The organism is Microcystis viridis FACHB-1342 (genome assembly GCF_014698335.1).
In the GTDB taxonomy this organism is placed as follows: domain Bacteria; phylum Cyanobacteriota; class Cyanobacteriia; order Cyanobacteriales; family Microcystaceae; genus Microcystis; species Microcystis ichthyoblabe_A.
Map to the genome: position 1 here is coordinate 24,679 of NZ_JACJSV010000043.1, position 17,936 is coordinate 42,614.

Annotated in this window: 15 protein-coding genes, 1 tRNA gene and 2 pseudogenes; 9 read left to right on the plus strand and 9 right to left on the minus strand. The window is 41.1% G+C overall.

The features are described from left to right. Window positions 1-37 precede the first annotated feature (37 nt). A complete protein-coding gene (locus H6G40_RS14600) occupies window positions 38-403 on the minus strand; it encodes a DUF1815 family protein (RefSeq protein WP_002737496.1) in 366 nt (121 codons plus the stop codon). A gap of 555 nt (window positions 404-958) precedes the next feature. On the opposite strand from H6G40_RS14600, the gene rpe reads away from it, so the two are divergent. Then, window positions 959-1,666: a ribulose-phosphate 3-epimerase gene (gene rpe, locus H6G40_RS14605; RefSeq protein WP_002736739.1), complete on the plus strand. Its 708-nt coding sequence runs from the start codon at window positions 959-961 to the stop codon at window positions 1,664-1,666. 273 nt (window positions 1,667-1,939) lie between these two features. Here the strand turns inward: rpe and hisN are convergent, their stop codons facing one another. Next, on the minus strand, window positions 1,940-2,746 hold the full coding sequence (hisN, locus tag H6G40_RS14610) for a histidinol-phosphatase (protein WP_069474337.1): 807 nt from the start codon (window positions 2,744-2,746) through the stop codon (window positions 1,940-1,942). Window positions 2,747-3,100: 354 nt separating this feature from the next. On the opposite strand from hisN, the gene H6G40_RS14615 reads away from it, so the two are divergent. The 3 genes from H6G40_RS14615 to hypF are packed head-to-tail and all read left to right on the plus strand — an operon-like array spanning window position 3,101 to window position 6,595. Then, the gene (locus H6G40_RS14615) at window positions 3,101-3,553 is read left to right on the plus strand and encodes a rhoptry family protein (RefSeq protein ID WP_069474338.1); all 453 of its coding nucleotides are present in this window, start codon (window positions 3,101-3,103) and stop codon (window positions 3,551-3,553) included. Between the two features lie 52 nt (window positions 3,554-3,605). Next, window positions 3,606-4,280, plus strand: a complete 675-nt coding sequence (locus tag H6G40_RS14620; protein ID WP_002737425.1) for a hypothetical protein — start codon at window positions 3,606-3,608, stop codon at window positions 4,278-4,280. 50 nt (window positions 4,281-4,330) lie between these two features. Next, on the plus strand, window positions 4,331-6,595 hold the full coding sequence (hypF, locus tag H6G40_RS14625) for a carbamoyltransferase HypF (protein WP_069474339.1): 2,265 nt from the start codon (window positions 4,331-4,333) through the stop codon (window positions 6,593-6,595). 92 nt (window positions 6,596-6,687) lie between these two features. Here hypF and H6G40_RS14630 read toward each other — a convergent pair whose 3' ends face one another. Further along, window positions 6,688-6,981 carry a hypothetical protein gene (locus H6G40_RS14630; protein ID WP_002754794.1) on the minus strand — a complete coding sequence of 98 codons (294 nt, stop codon included), beginning with the start codon at window positions 6,979-6,981 and terminating at the stop codon, window positions 6,688-6,690. A 365-nt stretch (window positions 6,982-7,346) separates the two neighbouring features. On the opposite strand from H6G40_RS14630, the gene H6G40_RS14635 reads away from it, so the two are divergent. Beyond that, window positions 7,347-9,077 (plus strand): diflavin flavoprotein, encoded by a 1,731-nt coding sequence (locus H6G40_RS14635; RefSeq protein WP_069474340.1) that lies wholly within the window; start codon window positions 7,347-7,349, stop codon window positions 9,075-9,077. Between the two features lie 72 nt (window positions 9,078-9,149). Here the strand turns inward: H6G40_RS14635 and H6G40_RS14640 are convergent, their stop codons facing one another. After that, the gene (locus tag H6G40_RS14640) at window positions 9,150-9,632 is read right to left on the minus strand and encodes a PIN domain-containing protein (RefSeq protein ID WP_069474341.1); all 483 of its coding nucleotides are present in this window, start codon (window positions 9,630-9,632) and stop codon (window positions 9,150-9,152) included. Next, window positions 9,619-9,903: a UPF0175 family protein gene (locus H6G40_RS14645; protein WP_002754799.1), complete on the minus strand. Its 285-nt coding sequence runs from the start codon at window positions 9,901-9,903 to the stop codon at window positions 9,619-9,621. The genes H6G40_RS14640 and H6G40_RS14645 overlap by 14 nt, the downstream gene beginning before the upstream one ends. Window positions 9,904-10,195: 292 nt before the next feature. Here H6G40_RS14645 and H6G40_RS14650 point away from each other — a divergent pair. Continuing rightward, window positions 10,196-10,477: pseudogene (locus tag H6G40_RS14650) on the plus strand (flavin reductase family protein); the annotation flags it as partial. Between the two features lie 75 nt (window positions 10,478-10,552). Further along, window positions 10,553-14,218: a magnesium chelatase subunit H gene (gene bchH, locus H6G40_RS14655; protein WP_069474342.1), complete on the plus strand. Its 3,666-nt coding sequence runs from the start codon at window positions 10,553-10,555 to the stop codon at window positions 14,216-14,218. Window positions 14,219-14,477: 259 nt separating this feature from the next. Here bchH and moaC read toward each other — a convergent pair whose 3' ends face one another. Beyond that, on the minus strand, window positions 14,478-14,978 hold the full coding sequence (moaC, locus tag H6G40_RS14660) for a cyclic pyranopterin monophosphate synthase MoaC (RefSeq protein WP_069474343.1): 501 nt from the start codon (window positions 14,976-14,978) through the stop codon (window positions 14,478-14,480). Window positions 14,979-15,021: 43 nt separating this feature from the next. On the opposite strand from moaC, the gene H6G40_RS14665 reads away from it, so the two are divergent. Together H6G40_RS14665 and H6G40_RS14670 are read left to right on the plus strand one after the other, a co-directional pair. After that, window positions 15,022-15,095 (plus strand) — tRNA-Arg (locus H6G40_RS14665). 183 nt (window positions 15,096-15,278) lie between these two features. Then, window positions 15,279-16,592, plus strand: coding sequence for a tetratricopeptide repeat protein (locus H6G40_RS14670; protein ID WP_002737966.1), 1,314 nt, complete (start codon window positions 15,279-15,281; stop codon window positions 16,590-16,592). 15 nt (window positions 16,593-16,607) lie between these two features. Here the strand turns inward: H6G40_RS14670 and H6G40_RS14675 are convergent. The 3 genes and pseudogenes from H6G40_RS14675 to H6G40_RS14685 form a co-directional block, all read right to left on the minus strand. Continuing rightward, window positions 16,608-17,022 (minus strand): annotated as a pseudogene (locus tag H6G40_RS14675) (type II toxin-antitoxin system VapC family toxin). Further along, entirely contained in the window at window positions 17,019-17,282 is a 264-nt protein-coding gene (locus H6G40_RS14680) for a hypothetical protein (protein WP_002766985.1), read from the minus strand. Before H6G40_RS14680 ends, H6G40_RS14675 begins: the two are co-directional and overlap by 4 nt. Before the next feature lie 60 nt (window positions 17,283-17,342). Continuing rightward, window positions 17,343-17,594: a hypothetical protein gene (locus H6G40_RS14685; RefSeq protein ID WP_042790830.1), complete on the minus strand. Its 252-nt coding sequence runs from the start codon at window positions 17,592-17,594 to the stop codon at window positions 17,343-17,345. Window positions 17,595-17,936: the final 342 nt, after the last annotated feature.

Sequence of the window (17,936 nt, forward strand, 5' to 3'; positions counted from 1 at the left end):
AGCTCCCTAAACATACAAGTTTAGGTCACATCTCCAGTTAAACCGTCTCTAACCGTTGCAGCACGGAGGAGGGTTTTTTGTCAATAAATTCCGCCGGCGGAATTTGATATTTAATCAGATTGGCTAATTCCTGTAGTTGGCTGATGGCTTCCGCGCCTTCGAGTTTCATTAACTCTCGATCATCGCGCATTTCTGTCCAGGTGATGCCGTAATCGGACACGAGAAACCGAATTAGATGGGTTTCCCCCAATCCCACCATAAAAGATGCGCTATTCATTTGACCGCCACAGGTGTAGCAAGATGCTAGATAACCTTGATTTTCTAAGGCGATCGCTAAAGCCTGTAAATCCATGACTAAGTCTTTGACCAGTTGGCGATGCTGTTCTGCAAGTCGTTTAAACACAATTTTCCTCCTGATAACACTCCTCAAGTATAAAACCTTAACACTTTTTTAAGATTCTTTTCTGAGAAAATAGGGTACGTGAACTAAGTTTTCTTACGGATGGTAAGTAACAAAATGTAAAGAACCCAAAATCTAGGGTAGCGTAAATTTCTGAGATAGCTAAGTATATATAACTACAGAACCACCAGTTTATCCGTCTTTCCGCCCCCTCGATCCCAACTATTCCCATCATGCCTATTTTTAAAGTTTATGATCCAGTTTCGACAAAAAAGTTCGTAAATCTATATTGACAATTACATAAACCTATGCTTCTATGCCGGATGCGGAGGGGTGTGGGGTGTGGGGTGCGGGGTGTGGGGTGTAGGGTGTGGGGTGTGGGGTGTAGGGTGTAGGGTGTGGGGTGTGGGGTGTAGGGTGTAGGGTGTTTTCTCAGTGAACTGATAACTGATAACTGATAACTGATAACTGATAACTGATAACTGATCACTGATCACTGATCACTGATTGCTGATAAGATTGTTACGAAAATATAAACACGAAATTCTATAGTTAGCCATGACCCAAAACGGAAGCTCGAAGTCGATCGTTGTCTCTCCCTCGATCCTATCGGCGGATTTTAGTAAATTAGGAGCCGATATCGAGGCTGTGGATAAGGCAGGAGCCGATTGGATTCACGTTGATGTGATGGATGGTCGTTTTGTCCCGAATATCACCATTGGACCCCTGATTGTCTCCGCTATTCGTCCCTATACGAAAAAACCTTTAGATGTGCATTTAATGATCGTGGAACCAGAAAAATATGTGGCTGACTTTGCGAAAGCGGGTGCTGACATTATTTCTGTTCACGCTGAACATAATGCTTCTCCCCACCTCCATCGTACTCTTTGCCAAATTCGCGAACTCGGTAAACAAGCGGGTGTGGTGTTAAATCCCTCCACTCCCTTAGATTTAATCGAATATGTGCTGCATTTATGCGATTTAGTCCTAATTATGAGCGTTAACCCCGGTTTTGGTGGCCAGAGTTTTATCCCGGAAGTTGTCCCCAAAATCCGTCAATTACGTCAAATCTGCGATGAAAAAGGCTTGGATCCCTGGATTGAAGTGGATGGCGGCTTAAAACCGGCTAATACTTGGCAAGTTCTCGAAGCGGGTGCTAATGCGATCGTAGCAGGTTCGGCGGTATTTAATGCCCCTGATTACGCAGCAGCGATCGAAGGTATCCGTAACAGCAAACGTCCCCAACCTCAATTAGCCACCGTTTAATTGTCGCAGGGGTGGGTTAGCTGTTGATTAATTAGGGTCTGCTGAAAAAGTTTTTTGTGGGGACAGGGTGTGGGGTGTGGGGTGTGGGGTGTGGGGTGTAGGTTTTTACTGATTCCCATCTGGTCAATTACCTAATTTTCAGAGAAAAAGTCCCGTAATTTTCCCACGATCACTCCCATAACTGGGACTTTTTGATTGACAAAAAGTCTAAAAGTCTTACCCAACAAGGTTTTTAGATTTATTCAGCCAGCCTTAATTATCTTAGTATTGGCACTAACCCACTCTGCTGATTTGTTCTAAAACCTGCCGCCATAAACCCGAATTAGAGACGGCTAAAACTTCGCTAGAATCAGCTTGTAGGGGATTACCAGACCAATCGCTAATTATTCCGCCCGCACCTTCAATAATCGGGATTAAAGCACAAAAATCGTAGTATTTCAGGTCTGATTCTAGGATTACCATCGGCATGGCAGTGCAGCCAGTGGCTAACATCATATAGTTATAACAATCACCCCCAAAAGCGGTACGTTTGCAGACGGTTTGCAGCTGACGAGCGATCGCTTGTTGTCGTTCTGTGATAAACATTAAGGGAGTGGTGGAGGCTAAACAGGCATTTTTTAAGACAAGTTCCCGATCCTGACGATAGGGATTAACAATCATCTGGTTATTATAAAGACTGGCTTTTCCCTTCACTCCTAACCAGCGATCGCCTAAAATCGGTTGATCGACAATTCCTAAAATCGGTTGATTTTCTGCCACTAGGCCGATTAAAGTCCCAAAAATCGGTAATCCTTTGACAAAAGAGGATGTGCCATCGATCGGATCCAATACCCAATAACGACCACTTTGGGAAGGAATATTGGCTCCTTCTTCCCTAATAACCCCATCTTCAGGCAATTCTCGCCGAATAATCGCCACCATCGCCTCCTCAGCTTCTTGATCGGCGATTGTTACTATTGAGGAAACTTGATCGAGTTTTGTTTCGGTTTCTAGATGAGGCTGCCGAAAATAGCGCCGGATAATCTCTCCAGACGCGTCCGCTAATTGATGAGCTAGTTGGATAGTGCGATCAATATTCATCAAGAAAAGTTATCCATACAGGAAAACAATAATATTTATTTATGTTAAAGGGAAGTGGGGATTTAGCGGAAATTTCCCTATCACCCTAAATCCCTATTGCCTCTTGGATAGTGCGATCGATATTCATCAATAAAAGTTATCCATAGTGGAAAACAATAATATTTATTTATGGTAAAGGGAAGTGGGGAGATGGGGGATTTAGCGGAAATTTCCCTATCACCCTAAATCCCTATTGCTGTGTCGAACCTAGAACCATCAATGGGGAACAGCTTGATTTTGACTCCATAATTAAGTTAGTCAACAATCGATTTAATCTCAAGACGAGAAAAAATTAATCTATTAGGAGTTTAGCTGATGACGGCTTTTACGGAAAATGACCTAAAAAGGTTAGAAAATCTGATTATCAATGGACAAAAAGCAATCGAAACTCGTTTAACCTCTCTGGAGAGTGGACAAAAAGCGATCGAAACTCGTTTAACCTCTCTGGAGAATGGACAAAAAGCGATCGAAACTCGTTTAACCTCTTTGGAGAGTGGACAAAAAGCGATCGAGAATAGTGTCGGAGAGATCAAAAGAGAAATTCAGGTCTTAGAGATAGGACAGACGGAAATTAAGGGAGAAATCAGGACTTTAGACGCAAAAATCACCGGTTTAAATGAAAGAGTGAAACTCATCGAGGCATCCGTGGGAAAAATTCCCGATTTAGCCGAAAAAATTGGGGAGGTAAAAAACTGGAAACAGATCGGTATATCGATTGTGACTGCTTTTGTGGGTGGGGTAATTGGTTGGTTGATTCGGGGAAAATAAAACTAGGCCATGTAACATAGTATTAAGCATTTGTATATTTTTATTAATTTTTATGGAACAGACAGCTTTAAATCTGATCGCGATTACCGTTTTTTCGATCACTCTTTCCGTATTTGTCACTCCTTTGCTGTCTATTTCGCCTTTTGTCCCTGCTTTGGCTACTTTTAGCCTCTTGGGATTAGTTACCGTCGATACTCTCACCTTTAATAACCGAGGCGTGACTTTACTACTGGATGCTCTTTCTCCTAGTAAACACCGTCAAAGAGTTATTCACCACGAAGCCGGACATTTTCTCACCGCTTATATTTTAGGCATTCCGATCGCCAGTTATAGTTTGACCGCTTGGGAAGCCTTTCGTCAAGGCCAGGAGGGAGTCGGCGGCGTTCAATTTGACCTAGCAGATTTAGAGCAAAAAGTCAAGAACTTTACCGATTTTCCTGCTTTTTTAGAGCGAATTTCTACGGTGTGGATGGCGGGAATTGCTGCCGAAACCTTAGTTTATGGTAAAGCGGAGGGGGGAGAAAGCGATCGATTTTATCTGCAATCGGCCTTAAAATTAGCGGGGGTTCCTGAGAATAATTATGCCCAAAAAGAGCGCTGGAGTTTATTACAGGCAAAAACTCTTTTAGAAAAACAACAGACTGCCTATCAAGCTTTAGTGATAGCTATGGAAAAAAGGACCAGTGTGGAAGAATGCTGTCGAGTGATTAGTGAAAGTTTAGTATAACGGGAAAAGTAATCAGGGATAGATTTGATAATTTCCCCGTTAAATTATTTATGAATAATCAGAGCATTCAATCCGATCAGCGATTAGCTTTAATTGTGCGCGGAGCAGTACAAGGGGTCGGTTTTCGTCCTTTTGTTTATCGATTAGCAACGGAATTAAACCTAACTGGTTGGGTGAATAATACAGCAGCGGGAGTTTTTATTGAAGTTGAGGGCAATCGAGACAAACTAGAAACTTTTTTGAATCGATTATCTTTAGAAAAACCACCTCGATCGCTAATTGAAAATATTGAGACTCAATGGTTAAATCCTGTCGGTTATCAAAACTTTAGCATACGTCATAGCAGCGGCGGTGAAAAAAATACAATTGTTCTGCCCGATTTAGCCACTTGTCCCGATTGTTTAGCCGATATTTTTGACCCGAATAATCGTCGTTATCGCTATCCTTTTACTAACTGCACTAACTGCGGTCCTCGCTACAGTATTATCGAGAGTTTACCCTATGATCGCAGTGCCACAACTATGAGGGGTTTTAATCAGTGTCCCGAATGTCAAAGGGAATACGAAAACCCTCTGGATCGCCGTTTTCATGCCCAACCGAATGCCTGTCCTAGTTGCGGACCCAAAATTAGTCTTTTAGACAGTCAAGGCTCTGTATTAGCGGAAAAAGATCAGGCTTTAATAGCCACTGCTAGAGCAATTCAACAGGGAAAAATTATAGCGATCAAAGGATTAGGAGGATTTCACCTAGTTGTCGATGCAAGAAATACGGAAGCAGTGCAAAAATTGCGACAACGTAAACAGCGACTGGATAAGCCTTTTGCCGTGATGTATCCTAATCTTGAGTTAGTGAAAAAGCATGGTTATGTATCTTCTTTAGAATCGCAATTATTACAGTCTCCTGCTGCGGCAATTGTCCTGATTAAACAGCGAAAAAATTATCTTTCTGCTGCCGTTTCTCCGGGTAATCCCTACCTAGGAGTCATGTTACCCTATACTCCCCTACATCATCTTTTATTAGCAGAATTAGGCTTTCCTATTGTAGCAACCAGTGGTAATCTAGCCGATGAACCTATCTGTATTGACGAAAAAGAAGCTTTAGAAAAATTAGGAAAAATCGCCGATTTATTTCTAGTTCATAATCGTCCCATAGTTCGACCAGTGGATGACTCTATTATCAGGGAAATGGCGGGAAAAGCGATGATTTTGCGGCGAGCGCGGGGATATGCTCCCTTTCCCGTTAAAGTTAATGAGGGAGATTTCCCCCCGATTCTGGCCGTGGGAAGTTATTTTAAAAATACCGTGGCTATCTACCAAAAAAATCAAGTTTTTATTAGTCAACATATCGGCGATTTAGATACAGTTAATGCTGTTAATCATTTTGAAAATATCCTCGATAGTTTAAAAAAATTATACGAGTTTGCACCCGAAGTTATTGCCTGTGATGCTCATCCTGAATATCTAGCAACCAAGTACGCTTATAGCTTAAATTTGCCCGTTATTCCCATTCAACACCATTACGCTCACGTTTTATCCTGCATGGCAGAACATCAGCTACAACCTCCAGTTTTAGGGGTTGCTTGGGATGGAACAGGATACGGTTTAGACGGCACAATTTGGGGGGGAGAATTTATCCATATTGCTGCCGATTCTTGGCAGCGAGTCGCCCATTTTAAACCCTGGCCATTACCCGGAGGAGAAAAAGCGGTTAAAGAACCCAGACGAGTGGCTTTAGGATTACTAGAAGTTATGGAAAATACTGATAGGATAAAATCAGCTTTTAGTGAACAGGAATGGTCGATTTTTAGGCAAATGTTAACAAAAAAAATTAATTGTCCTTTAACTTCTAGTGTCGGGCGTTTGTTTGATGGTGTGGCGGCGATTCTAGGTTTATGTTATCAATTAAGTTTTGAGGGACAGGCAGCAATGCAGTTAGAATTTGCCCTTGATGGCATTAAAACGGAAGAGTATTATCATTTTTCTTTATCCTCCGACTCCCCCATAGTTATTGATTGGAATCAGATAATTTTAGGAGTTGTTGAAGATTTAGAAAAACAAGTACAAATCGGCATAATTGCCGCTAAATTTCATAATAGTTTAAGTGAGATTATTGTAGAAATTGCTCAGAAAATAGGCAGAGAAAAAATTCTCCTGACGGGAGGCTGTTTTCAAAATCGTTATCTGACGGAAAGAACAATTAATCGCTTACAAGCTTCGGGATTTCAACCCTACTGGCAGCAAACAGTTCCCACTAATGATGGTGGTATTAGCCTTGGTCAAATTATCGGAGCTTTTTCTCAACTTAAACAGTTCTAGAATAGCCGACAATCTACCTTTTTATTAGGTTATGTCAGCAGCGTTAAAGATAAACCACAGAGACACAAAGAACACAGAGAGCCGATTTTTTTCTAGACTGTTAAACGATGCCACTCAACGATTTTATTGCCTACTTTCAAAATAATTGCTTGACCTAAACCCAGTTCTTGTGTCACATTAACTAGATGGGCGAAATTTTGACGAGTGATTGCTAGTCCCTGCAAACAGGCTAGAAAATCGAGACAGAGAACCGTAGAAAATTCCCAAGTTTGCCGGTAAATACGGCAATTGTCCGGTAAAAAAGCCACAAGAGTGCGAAAATGACTCAAAGCGGCTTTCTCAAAATTGGCGCTAGTGCAGTCAAAAGACGAGTGCTGATAGCTCATAAAAACTTTGCCTGATAGGGAGATAGCAGGGTTTCCCTCAGACTAGCACCTCGCTTCTGGGGATCACGTTCCCTTTAGAATTTCTCAATAGACTGGCAAATCCCCCCAGAGGAGTATCGTTACCCGCGAGCCAATTGCTAGAAGCTAGGTTTCTTCCCAGAGATAGTGTACTGTAGATATTGATGTCCTTCCGGCTGGTAAGATAACCTATAAATTTCCCCACTCGTCCCCAGCGATAAAAGGCTGTATTTAGTCAAAAATCAAGTGTTGACTTTGATGCCAAACTTGCCTAGTAAAAAATGATCACAGCCTCAAGTTGCCGCTTAACTAATTGACTACTTAACTGATAACTGGTAACTAAGATTATGAATAATGCAATTGTCAAACCGAGAGATGTACAAGTAGCACCTATTGCCGTCGATACTTTTGTCTTTCGTTCCCGCACTTGGGACCGGTTAAAATTCGAGATCGAATATGGATTACAAAAGGGAACTACCGCCAATAGTTATCTGATTAAAGGTGAAAAAGTCGCTCTTTTTGATCCACCGGGGGAATCATTCTCGGCTATATTTTTAGAGGCTTTAACTAAAAGAATCGATTCGAAAACTATTGATTATATTATCCTCGGTCACGTTAACCCCAATCGTGCCGTCACCCTCAAGGCACTTTTAGAAATCGCGCCTCAAGTCACTTTTGTTTGTTCCAATCCGGGGGCAATTTCCCTGAAAAAAATTCTCGAAACCGAAGCATTAAATCTGTTGGTTGTCAAGGGGGAAGAAATATTAAATTTAGGGGCAAACCATCAATTAGAATTTATCCCCACTCCTAACCCCAGATTTCCCGATCAACTCTGTACCTACGACAGTAAAACCGATATTCTCTACACCGATAAATTATTCGGAGCGCACGTTTGTGGCGACCAAATTTTTGATGAGGGTTGGAGCGTTTATAACGAAGATCGGCGTTATTATTTTGATTGTCTCATGGCTCCCTATGCCAGCCAAATTAGCAACGCTTTGGAGAAATTAGCCGCTAAATCGCCCTTATTTTATGCTGTTGGTCACGGCCCTCTGGTGCGTTACGCGATGCACGAATTGACCCTTTCCTATCAACAATGGTTGGCAGTACAAAAGTATCAAGAGTTGACAATCGCCCTGATTTATGCCAGTGCCTACGGCAACACCACCACCCTCGCTCAAGCGATCGCCATGGGGATCACGAAAGCGGGAGTAGCAGTCACGGCGATTAATGCCGAGTTCGCTGAACCGGACGAGATCAAAACGGCGATCGAAAAAAGTGTCGGTTTTATCTTTGGTTCCCCCACTTTGGGAGGACACGCACCGACTCCCATCCAAACCGCCTTGGGGATTACCCTAGCAAATGGCGATAAAAGCAAGCTGGTGGGAGTTTTTGGCTCCTACGGTTGGAGTGGGGAAGCGGTCGATCTTTTAGAAGGTAAATTCCGGGATGGCGGTTATCGCTTCGGTTTTGAGCCAATTCGGGTTAAATTTAAACCCACGGAGGCAATTTTAAAGACCTGTGAGGAAGCAGGAACCGATTTCGCTCAAGCAGTCAAAAAAGCTCGCAAAAGCAGACAACCGAAAACTAATGTTAACCAATCCCAAAGCGATCGGCGATCGCAGGCTCTGGGCCGTTTGGTGGGTTCTCTCTGTATCGTCACCTGCGAATTGGGGGAATTGCGCGGCGCCATGTTAGCCTCTTGGGTGTCGCAAGCGACGTTCACCCCCCCCGGATTGACTATTGCCGTGGCGAAAGAACGAGCGATAGAGTCTCTGCTTTATAGTGGTACGCCTTTTGTCCTTAATATCCTCCAAGAAGGTCAACATTTAGCTTTAATGAAGCATTTTCTTAAACCTTTTTCCCCCGGAGAAGATCGTTTCGCTAATATCGAAACCACTAAAGCTGAGAACGGTGCGCCGATTCTGGCCGAAGCGCTCGCTTATCTGGAATGTCGGGTGGAACAACGAATGGAGTGCGGTGATCATTGGCTGCTTTATGCGATCGCAGAAAAAGGTAAGGTTTTACACCAGGGTTTAACCGCCATCCATCATCGCAAATCTGGCAGTTATTATTAACTCATGGTGACGGGCAAGGGATCGCAAAAAACAAGGGTTTCGGCTGATCCCGAAAGTGAACAATACTCTCCCCTATCCTTCTGCTACTGTTTGTAAAACAAGATCAATAAATTTCTGGCTGTAGTATATGCCTTGTTGTTGCATCGTTTCTATGTAAGGTTTGACTGCAGCGATCTTTCCCAACTGTTTTGCTTTAATTAAAATACCGATCGAACCTGTAATTGGAATATTGAGAGATTTACACACCTGACGAGCAGCTAATTCATCGATAAGCACTAAAGAGGCTTTTTGTTCTAGTGCAAGGACGATGACTTCTGATTCTCCTCGATCCAGAGTCGGTAATAGTAAGGAAACCTGCTGTTGAGAGGCGATTTCTCGGACAGAAATCCACTGTTCTCGTAATAGATCGATCGAGCCAGTTTTCTCTTGATCGTAAGTGCTGATTTCAAGAGCTACCGCCTTAGGAATAATGATGCTTTTAACTATTTCTTGTAAAAGACCGAGTTGACCAATTCGCGCAAAAGCGATGAGGGGAGTAGCGTTACTTACAATCATCAGGCTCCAGTTTTTCTATTCCCTTTAATTCAACCGCTAACGCCGATTCGTCATAATCAAACAATACAATCCCTTTTTTAGACAAAATATCCATAAATTCTAGGCGATTAATTCTCGCTAATTCCGCCGCTTTTCCTAAAGAAAGTCGCTTTTCTTGAAAATAATAAATAGCGGCCAGAAGTTTAATTTCTTGACCGAGTTCATCAATTCCTATTTTTAAAGCGGCAAGAACATCGGGAGAAAATTCTAGATTTAATATTTCATTTTTCATTCTAAGTACCTAGTTAAAAATAAAGTTAACTTTAGAGACAAGGGAACTCCGGAACAGGGAACAGAAGGGTTTCTGACTTTTTTTAAGATGTCTCTTAATTATTACAGCTTACAGCGTTTCTCATAAGGATGGCAGCAATTCTCATTTTGAAACGATTTTGCGTTGTTTCAGCGATCTAGAGATTCGTTAAGAATTATTAACCCCTCTAGGTGCAAGGGCTTTAATGTCATGAAACCTTAAAATGAGAATTGCTGATAATACCTCCCATCGACTCTACCCACTTTATATCCATTTTGTCCTTAATATCCTGCAAGAAGGACAACATATAGCTTTAATGAAGCATTTTCTTAAACCTTTTTCCCCCGGAGAAGATCGTTTCGCTAATATCGAAACCACTAAAGCTGAGAACGGTGGGCCGATTTTGGCCGAAGCGCTCGCTTATCTGGAATGTCGGGTGGAACAACGAATGGAGTGCGGTGATCATTGGCTGCTTTATGCGATCGCAGAAAAAGGCAGGGTTTTACACCAGGGTTTAACCGCCATCCATCATCGCAAATCTGGCAGTTATTATTAATTTGTTGTTATGATCATTTCAGGGGGTGTGTTAAGGCAAAATAACGCACCCTGATTTATCAGAAAATAAATTCTTATGAAAAGTATTGTTTTAATTGTTGGCTTTGAAACCTTTAACACCAATTTATATCGGCAATCGGGCCTGTTGGCTAGTTCTAAATGTCCCGATTTAGAAGTAAAAGTATTCAGCGATAAATCCTTGACTAGCGAACCGGAAATAGTCGAGCAAGCTTTAGCCAATGCCGACGTTTTTTTTGCTAGTTTGATCTTCGATTACGATCAAGTTACTTGGCTGCGGCAACGAGCGGCAGAGATTCCGATTCGCTTAGTTTTTGAGTCTGCTTTAGAGTTAATGAGTTTAACCCGTTTGGGAGAATTTGCCATCGGGGATAAACCAAAAGGAATGCCAAAACCAATTCAATTTATCTTGAGTAAATTTTCCAGTGGCAAGGAAGAAGATAAGTTAGCTGCTTATCTCAGTTTCCTCAAAACTGGTCCGAAACTGCTGAAATTTATTCCCGCTAAAAAAGTTCAAGATTTGCGTAATTGGTTAATTATCTACGGTTATTGGAATGCGGGAGGAACCGAAAATGTTGCCGCTATGTGTTGGGTAATTGCCCAAAAATATCTAGGATTAAAAGTACAGGAAATACCCGAAGTCATCGAAACTCCCAATAAGGGACTATTACACCCCGATTATCAGAGTTATTTTCTCACTCCCCAAGAATATTTAACTTGGTATAAAAAAAATAAATCTCTTGATAAACCAGTGGTTGCACTGCTGCTTTATCGGAAGCACGTTATCAGTAAACTACCCTATATTAATCAATTAATCCGTCATTTTGAAACGGCTAATTTAATTCCCCTACCCGTGTTTATTAACGGAGTGGAAGGCCATACAATTGTTCGGGATTGGTTAACCACAGACTACGAAATTCAGCAAAGAAAAAAAGGAATCATTGAAACTCCTTCTTTAAGTGAAAATGCGGTGACAGTAGATGCAATTGTCTCGACGATTGGCTTTCCTTTGGTGGGAGGTCCTGCGGGTTCTATGGAAGCAGGAAGACAGGTAGAAGTGGCTAAACGAATTCTGTCTGCTAAAAATATTCCTTATCTTATCGCTGCCCCTTTATTGATTCAAGATATTTATTCTTGGACAAGACAGGGAATCGGTGGTTTACAGAGTGTGGTTCTATACGCTTTACCGGAATTAGATGGGGCAATTGATACAATTCCTCTGGGGGGATTAGTGGGGGAAACTATCTATTTAATCCCCGAAAGATTACAGCGTTTAACTGGACGTTTGCATAGTTGGATTAAGTTACATAAAACCCCTCCGCAAGAACGCAAAATAGCCATCATTCTCTATGGATTTCCCCCAGGTTATGGGGCAGTTGGTACGGCAGCTTTATTAAATGTTCCCCGGAGTTTAGTTAAGTTTTTACAAGCTTTACAAGCGCAGGGTTATAATCTGGGAACGATTCCCGAAGACGGGGAAGAAATTATTCAAAAAGTCAAATTTGCCGATGATGAAAATCTCTCTAAACAAAATCGTTTATCGATAGAAACTTTAGAAAATTGGCTAGGTTATCTATTAACTTCTCGCATCGAAAAACACTGGAAATCCCTTAAAGATGCGGGGATAAAAACTATTGGCGACCAGTATCATTTAGGGGGAATTGAGTTAGGTAATATCTGGATTGGAGTGCAACCACCTTTAGGAATTGCTGGGGATCCGATGCGGTTAATGTTTGAAAAAGATTTAACTCCTCACCCTCAGTATGCAGCCTTTTATCAGTGGTTACAAAAAGATTTTAAGACCGATGCGCTCGTTCATTTTGGTATGCACGGAACTGTCGAATGGCTGCCCGGTTCACCCCTAGGAAATACTGGTTATTCTTGGTCAGATATTTTATTAGGAGATTTACCGAATTTATATATTTATGCCGCTAATAATCCCTCGGAATCTATCCTAGCTAAACGTCGCGGTTATGGGGTGTTAATTTCCCATAATGTGCCTCCCTACGGACGAGCAGGATTATATAAAGAATTGATGATTTTACGAGATTTGATTGCCGAGTTTCGAGAAAATCCTGAGAAAAATTACGCTTTAAGAGATAGTATTCTCCAAAAGATTATTGATACAGGTATCGCTAAAGATTGTCCTTTTCTGGAAGCAGAAAAACAGGGAATAGAATTCACTTTAGAAAATGCCAAATTATTTAGCCGCTATGCACTAACCGATTATTTTGTCAAGGTGTATAATTACCTGCAAATCGTCGAACAAAGACTATTTTCTTCGGGTTTACACACCCTAGGAACTGCTCCCAATCAGGAAGAATTAAAAGGTTATCTTGACGCTTATTTCACCGATTTATCTGAGCGAGAATTTCAGCAAATTATCGCTGACGAAGCAACCAATGAAAAGCTTAAAGAAGGCATTGCTATTAAAAATTTATTAGGACAAAATAGCGAAGAATTAACTAATCTTTTGCGGGGATTAAATGGGGAATATGTACCACCGGCACCGGGGGGTGATTTACTCCGGGATGGTGCGGGAGTTTTACCCACAGGACGCAATATACACGCTTTGGATCCCTACCGAATGCCTTCCCCCGCAGCCTACACGCGCGGACGAGAAATCGCCAAAAAACTCCTAGAACAAAACTTAACCGAAAAAGGAAAATATCCCGAAACTGTAGCAGTTTTACTCTGGGGATTAGATGTGATTAAAACTAAGGGTGAATCCCTGGGTATTCTCTTAGAATTAGTCGGTGCGGAACCAGTCAAAGAGGGGACAGGAAGAATTGTCAGGTATGAATTAAAACCTTTAGGGGAAATTGGACACCCGCGCATCGATATTCTGGCTAATTTATCGGGAATTTTTCGGGATACTTTTATCAATATTATCGAGTTATTGGATGATTTAATGCAGCGGGTAGCTGAGATAGAAGAATCGGAAAATGATAATTATATCCGTAAGCACTATTTAGCCTTAAAAAGTCAAGGAATTGACAATGCGAGCGCTCGTTTATTTTCCAATCCTGCTGGGGATTTTGGCTCTTTAGTTAATGACCAAGTAGTGGAGGGAAATTGGGATAATGAAAACGAATTAGCGAAAACTTGGGAAAAGCGTAATGTTTTTAGTTATGGTCGTCAAGATAAGGGACAAGCGCGGCCAGAAGTGCTACAACAGTTATTAAAAACCAGTGAAAGTATTATCCAAGAAATTGACTCGGTAGAATACGGTTTAACCGATATTCAGGAATACTACGGCAACACGGGAGGATTAAAATTAGCCGCAGAAAAACAAAGCGGTAAACGGGTGATGACGAGTTTTGTTGAGAGTTTTTCCAATGATACAACTCCCCGCAAATTAGAGGAGGTTTTGCGCTTAGAATACCGCAGTAAATTACTCAATCCTAAATGGGCCAATGCCATGGTTAATCAAGGTTCCGGTGGGGCCTACGAAATCTCCCAAAGAATGACCGCTTTAATTGGTTGGGGCGGTACGGCTAATTTTAGTGACGATTGGGTGTATGATCAGGCAGCCGATACCTACGCTTTTGATACAGAAATGGCGGAAAAATTGCGTCAAGCTAATCCCGAAGCTTTCCGTAATATTGTCGGTAGAATGTTAGAAGCACAGGGTCGCGGTTTTTGGCAAGCAGACCCCGACAAATTAGAGAAATTACAGGAATTATATCAATTGACCGATGAAAAGTTAGAAGGGGTTACTTAGGTTTTTTAGGCTGCATCTCATTTTTGTCAATCTACCAAGTTGGGATTTTTACGGGGACACTCTCGGCTAAAATCGGTCATTACTTCCGATTTTACCACTCAATCCAAGCCTTTGGGGGGTTCTACCCCCCAAAACCCCCGCGCATTAGTTTTTCGGTGGGATGCTTACACGCAGCCGCTGACCCATCTGTAATAATTTAAGAGTCACTGATAATTGCTGATTGTCGGTATTTCTGCAAATGTGAGATGCACCCGGGTTTTCATGGCAACAGGGTATCCTGATGATAATCTGATTTCCCTCCTGTTTTACTCAGCAAACGGATATTCTCAATCAGAATTGATTTTTCTAACGCTTTAGCCATATCGTATAAAGTCAAGGCTGCCACAGATACCGCCGTTAAAGCTTCCATTTCTACCCCAGTTTCCGATTTTGTCACCACTTCTGCGCGAATTTCGTAACCGGGTAACTCTGCTTTCGGGATAATCTGAACATTGATTTTTTGCAGGGGTAAGGGATGGCAAAGGGGAATTAAGGAGGAAGTTTGTTTGGCCGCCATAATTCCCGCTAGTCTGGCCGTCCCTAAAACGTCACCTTTAGGCGCATTTCCCTGTTCTATGGCTTCAAAAGTCGTTTTTAGCATTCTCACTTGTCCTAGGGCGATAGCAGTGCGTTTAGTGGGCATTTTCTCCGATACATCCACCATCTGGGCCTGTCCTTGGCTGTCGAGATGAGATAATTTTTCTTTACCCTCTTGCGTCATTGAATGAACCTGTGCTATAGTAGTTTACTGTTGAGAAAAACAAGGGCTTGTAGCTTAGTGGATTAGAGCGTGTGGCTACGGACCACAAGGTCGGGAGTTCGAGTCTCTCCAAGCCCGTTAGATACAATGGCATATACTACAGGAATTAGGGACATATAGTTCCTAATTTCTTTGGTTTTTTGCCCCATCTTCCCACTTTCCTATACTTTTTAAACAGGATTTAGTATCAGCAGCCAGTTTTGCCGAGGTATTTTTTACCCTCAAACAGTGAAAGAAACTAAACTTTTAGGATTGTATAATATGAATTCTCCTGCACCTGTGCCGACACCCTTTCAAGTTGCTTTAGAGCGTTACCAGAATGCTCTAAATTATTTAGATACTTCTCATAATAAATCTCTGAAAAAAGCACAGGCTTTAGAAATTATTGCCGCCAGAGATGCTCTTCATAAACAAATGGAAGCTGAGGCGGAAATTTCCGTTGATATGTCGTCAAAATTAATCGAACAAGATAATAGATTAAAACAGAAAAGTTACAAAATTACTCAAGTTCTTGACTTAGCTGAATATCGGGAGACTTTACCTATGTCTGCTCAAGCTTGGTGGTGGCATTTAGAAAGTAGGGAATCTCTGCATCCTTGCAATCGCTTTGATTGGCTATTGAGAATCGTTAAACTGGTTTTATTAGGGGTTAATTTTACATTAATCGGAACGATTGCTACTCGGTTTCTTAGTGGTGGTTCAGGTTTGCTAGAAATAGGAGGTGTTATTTTTTCGACTTTCATTTCTTTATTACAAACTGAAAATGCTCTCACACGGACGCGCCAGAAGGGTTTTGTTAAGTTAATGAAATTGCTTGGGATTGCTGAACATTGGTATGAAGAAATACAGTTTTCTGTAACAGTAATAGTCTTTGCTATTCTCTTGGGAATTTATCTAAATTTCTCTTGGTTTTCTGAGCTTTATAAGCAAGAAGGAAGCCATTTACAATCTCCTCCGCCAGCAAGTCAAGAATTTCCTAATTTAGCTTCAGCCGAAGAGAAGTATTTAAAAGCGATTGAGTTAGATCCAGATAATTTAGATGCTCATTATAAGTTGGCAACACTTTATGAAGAGTTACAGGATTTGACTAATGGGAAAAAACACTATTTAATTGCGGCAAAAGGTGGTTTTATAGATGCTTATAATAATCTCGCTTATTGGTATCTGCGCGATAATAAGAATGCAGAAGCGGTAGAGTTACTGGAAAAAGCTAAGAGATTATTAGCAGAAAAAGATGAAAAACTAGACCAATTTACTGAAGAGGAGAAACGCAATTTAGCAGTACAAAAATATAGTATTTATAAAAATCTAGGCTGGGCCAGATTTAAGCAAAATCGCAGTGAAGATACAGTTCCTAATCTTTTAGTTGCTATTGGTATCGCTGAAAATCCAGCTTATCAGAAATTTATCCGCAATCCCGGTGCTGCTTTTTGTATTTATGCTCAACTTTTAGAAAAAGAAGACAAGAAATTATCTCAGGAAAATTGGCGTAAATGTCTTAAATTAGCCGAAGGGAGGGAAATTAACACAGAGGAGGAGCAATGGTTATATGAAGCGAGGAAAAAATTGAAGTGAAGTAAAGTTTAGTGACTATTCTCTGAGTAATGCGCCAAATCCTTCTTGCTGAAAATGCTTATCAAAGGTTAATATTTCATCGATTTCCAGTTGTCTCATAATCTGCATTGAAGCACAATCAGTTAAACTGTATCCTTTATCTAATCGTCTTTGGTAAAAATCAAAAGCCTGCTGAAATTGTTCACTGGTTTGGGGAATGATTTCTATACTAGAATCGTTTTTCAAATCGTTGGTTAAGTTAATAGCAGATTGGCGTAGATAATCTCCTCTTCCTGACAATGCGTTAAGTAATTCTGTCAAAATCATTTCGCTAGTAATTCCTGTAAATTTTCCTAGTCTTACTGTCATTAGTGTGGCAAGTTCATGGAGATTGTCTCTATAATCAGCGAGTGCTTGCAAATTAGGATGTATCTAAGAAAATTTTTCTCATTCTTCCTCATCTTCTCTTGGTGCGCCGTACATATAGTGTTCAAAATTACGCGCAAAGTCTGTAGGTAAGTGTTTTCGCCATTCTGACTGGGGAACAAGTGCGCCAATTTCTGCAATTCTTTGCCAAAAAGGTTTTTTGCGGAATTCGGGATCAGCTTGAAGTTGAGCGAATTTTGCTTGTAATTCAGCTATTGTCGGAAGTTCCTCTATTGTCGGAATTTCTTCTGTGCGAGTGGGATTGTTTGGGGGATTCATAATCATTTAGTGGGATTAGTTTACTACATATATTCTAACTTTGAATTGACGTTAGTTCTGTGTTTGTTATTTTTCCTCATCTTCTCTCGGTGCGCCGTACATATAATGTTCCGCGTTACGCGCAAAGTCTGTAGGTAAGTGTTTTCGCCATTCTGATTGGGGAACAACGTTACCAATCTCAACAATTCTTTGCCAAAAAGGTTTTTTGCGAAATTCTGGATCATTTTCTAGTGCATCCCATTTAGCATCGAGTTCTTCCATTGATAACTCAGGCTCTTCGGATGTGTTAGAGGTTGAATGATTGTTTAAGTTAGTCATGATTAAAGTTTCCTTAGTGATAATAGGTTACTTTTATTATAGCATTTTCAAGTTGGATTGAGGTACGGAGATTATCGAGGGTAATTAACCACAGAGACACAGAGGACAGGGAGATTATTTGCCAATGTTATAATTTGTACTCAATAATAAAGGTGTTCGCTTTTGGAACACAATATTTAAGATGGAATTAACGGGAAGACTCCATGAACGCTATAAAGCAAAAATCTTAAATTGATAAAAGCGCCAATTCAAAAATGAAACGCATCAACCTCAAGAGTTGACAAAGAAAGGCTCATCAGGTACTGTCTGATCATTAACAAAAACAAATCAGACCCAAAATGA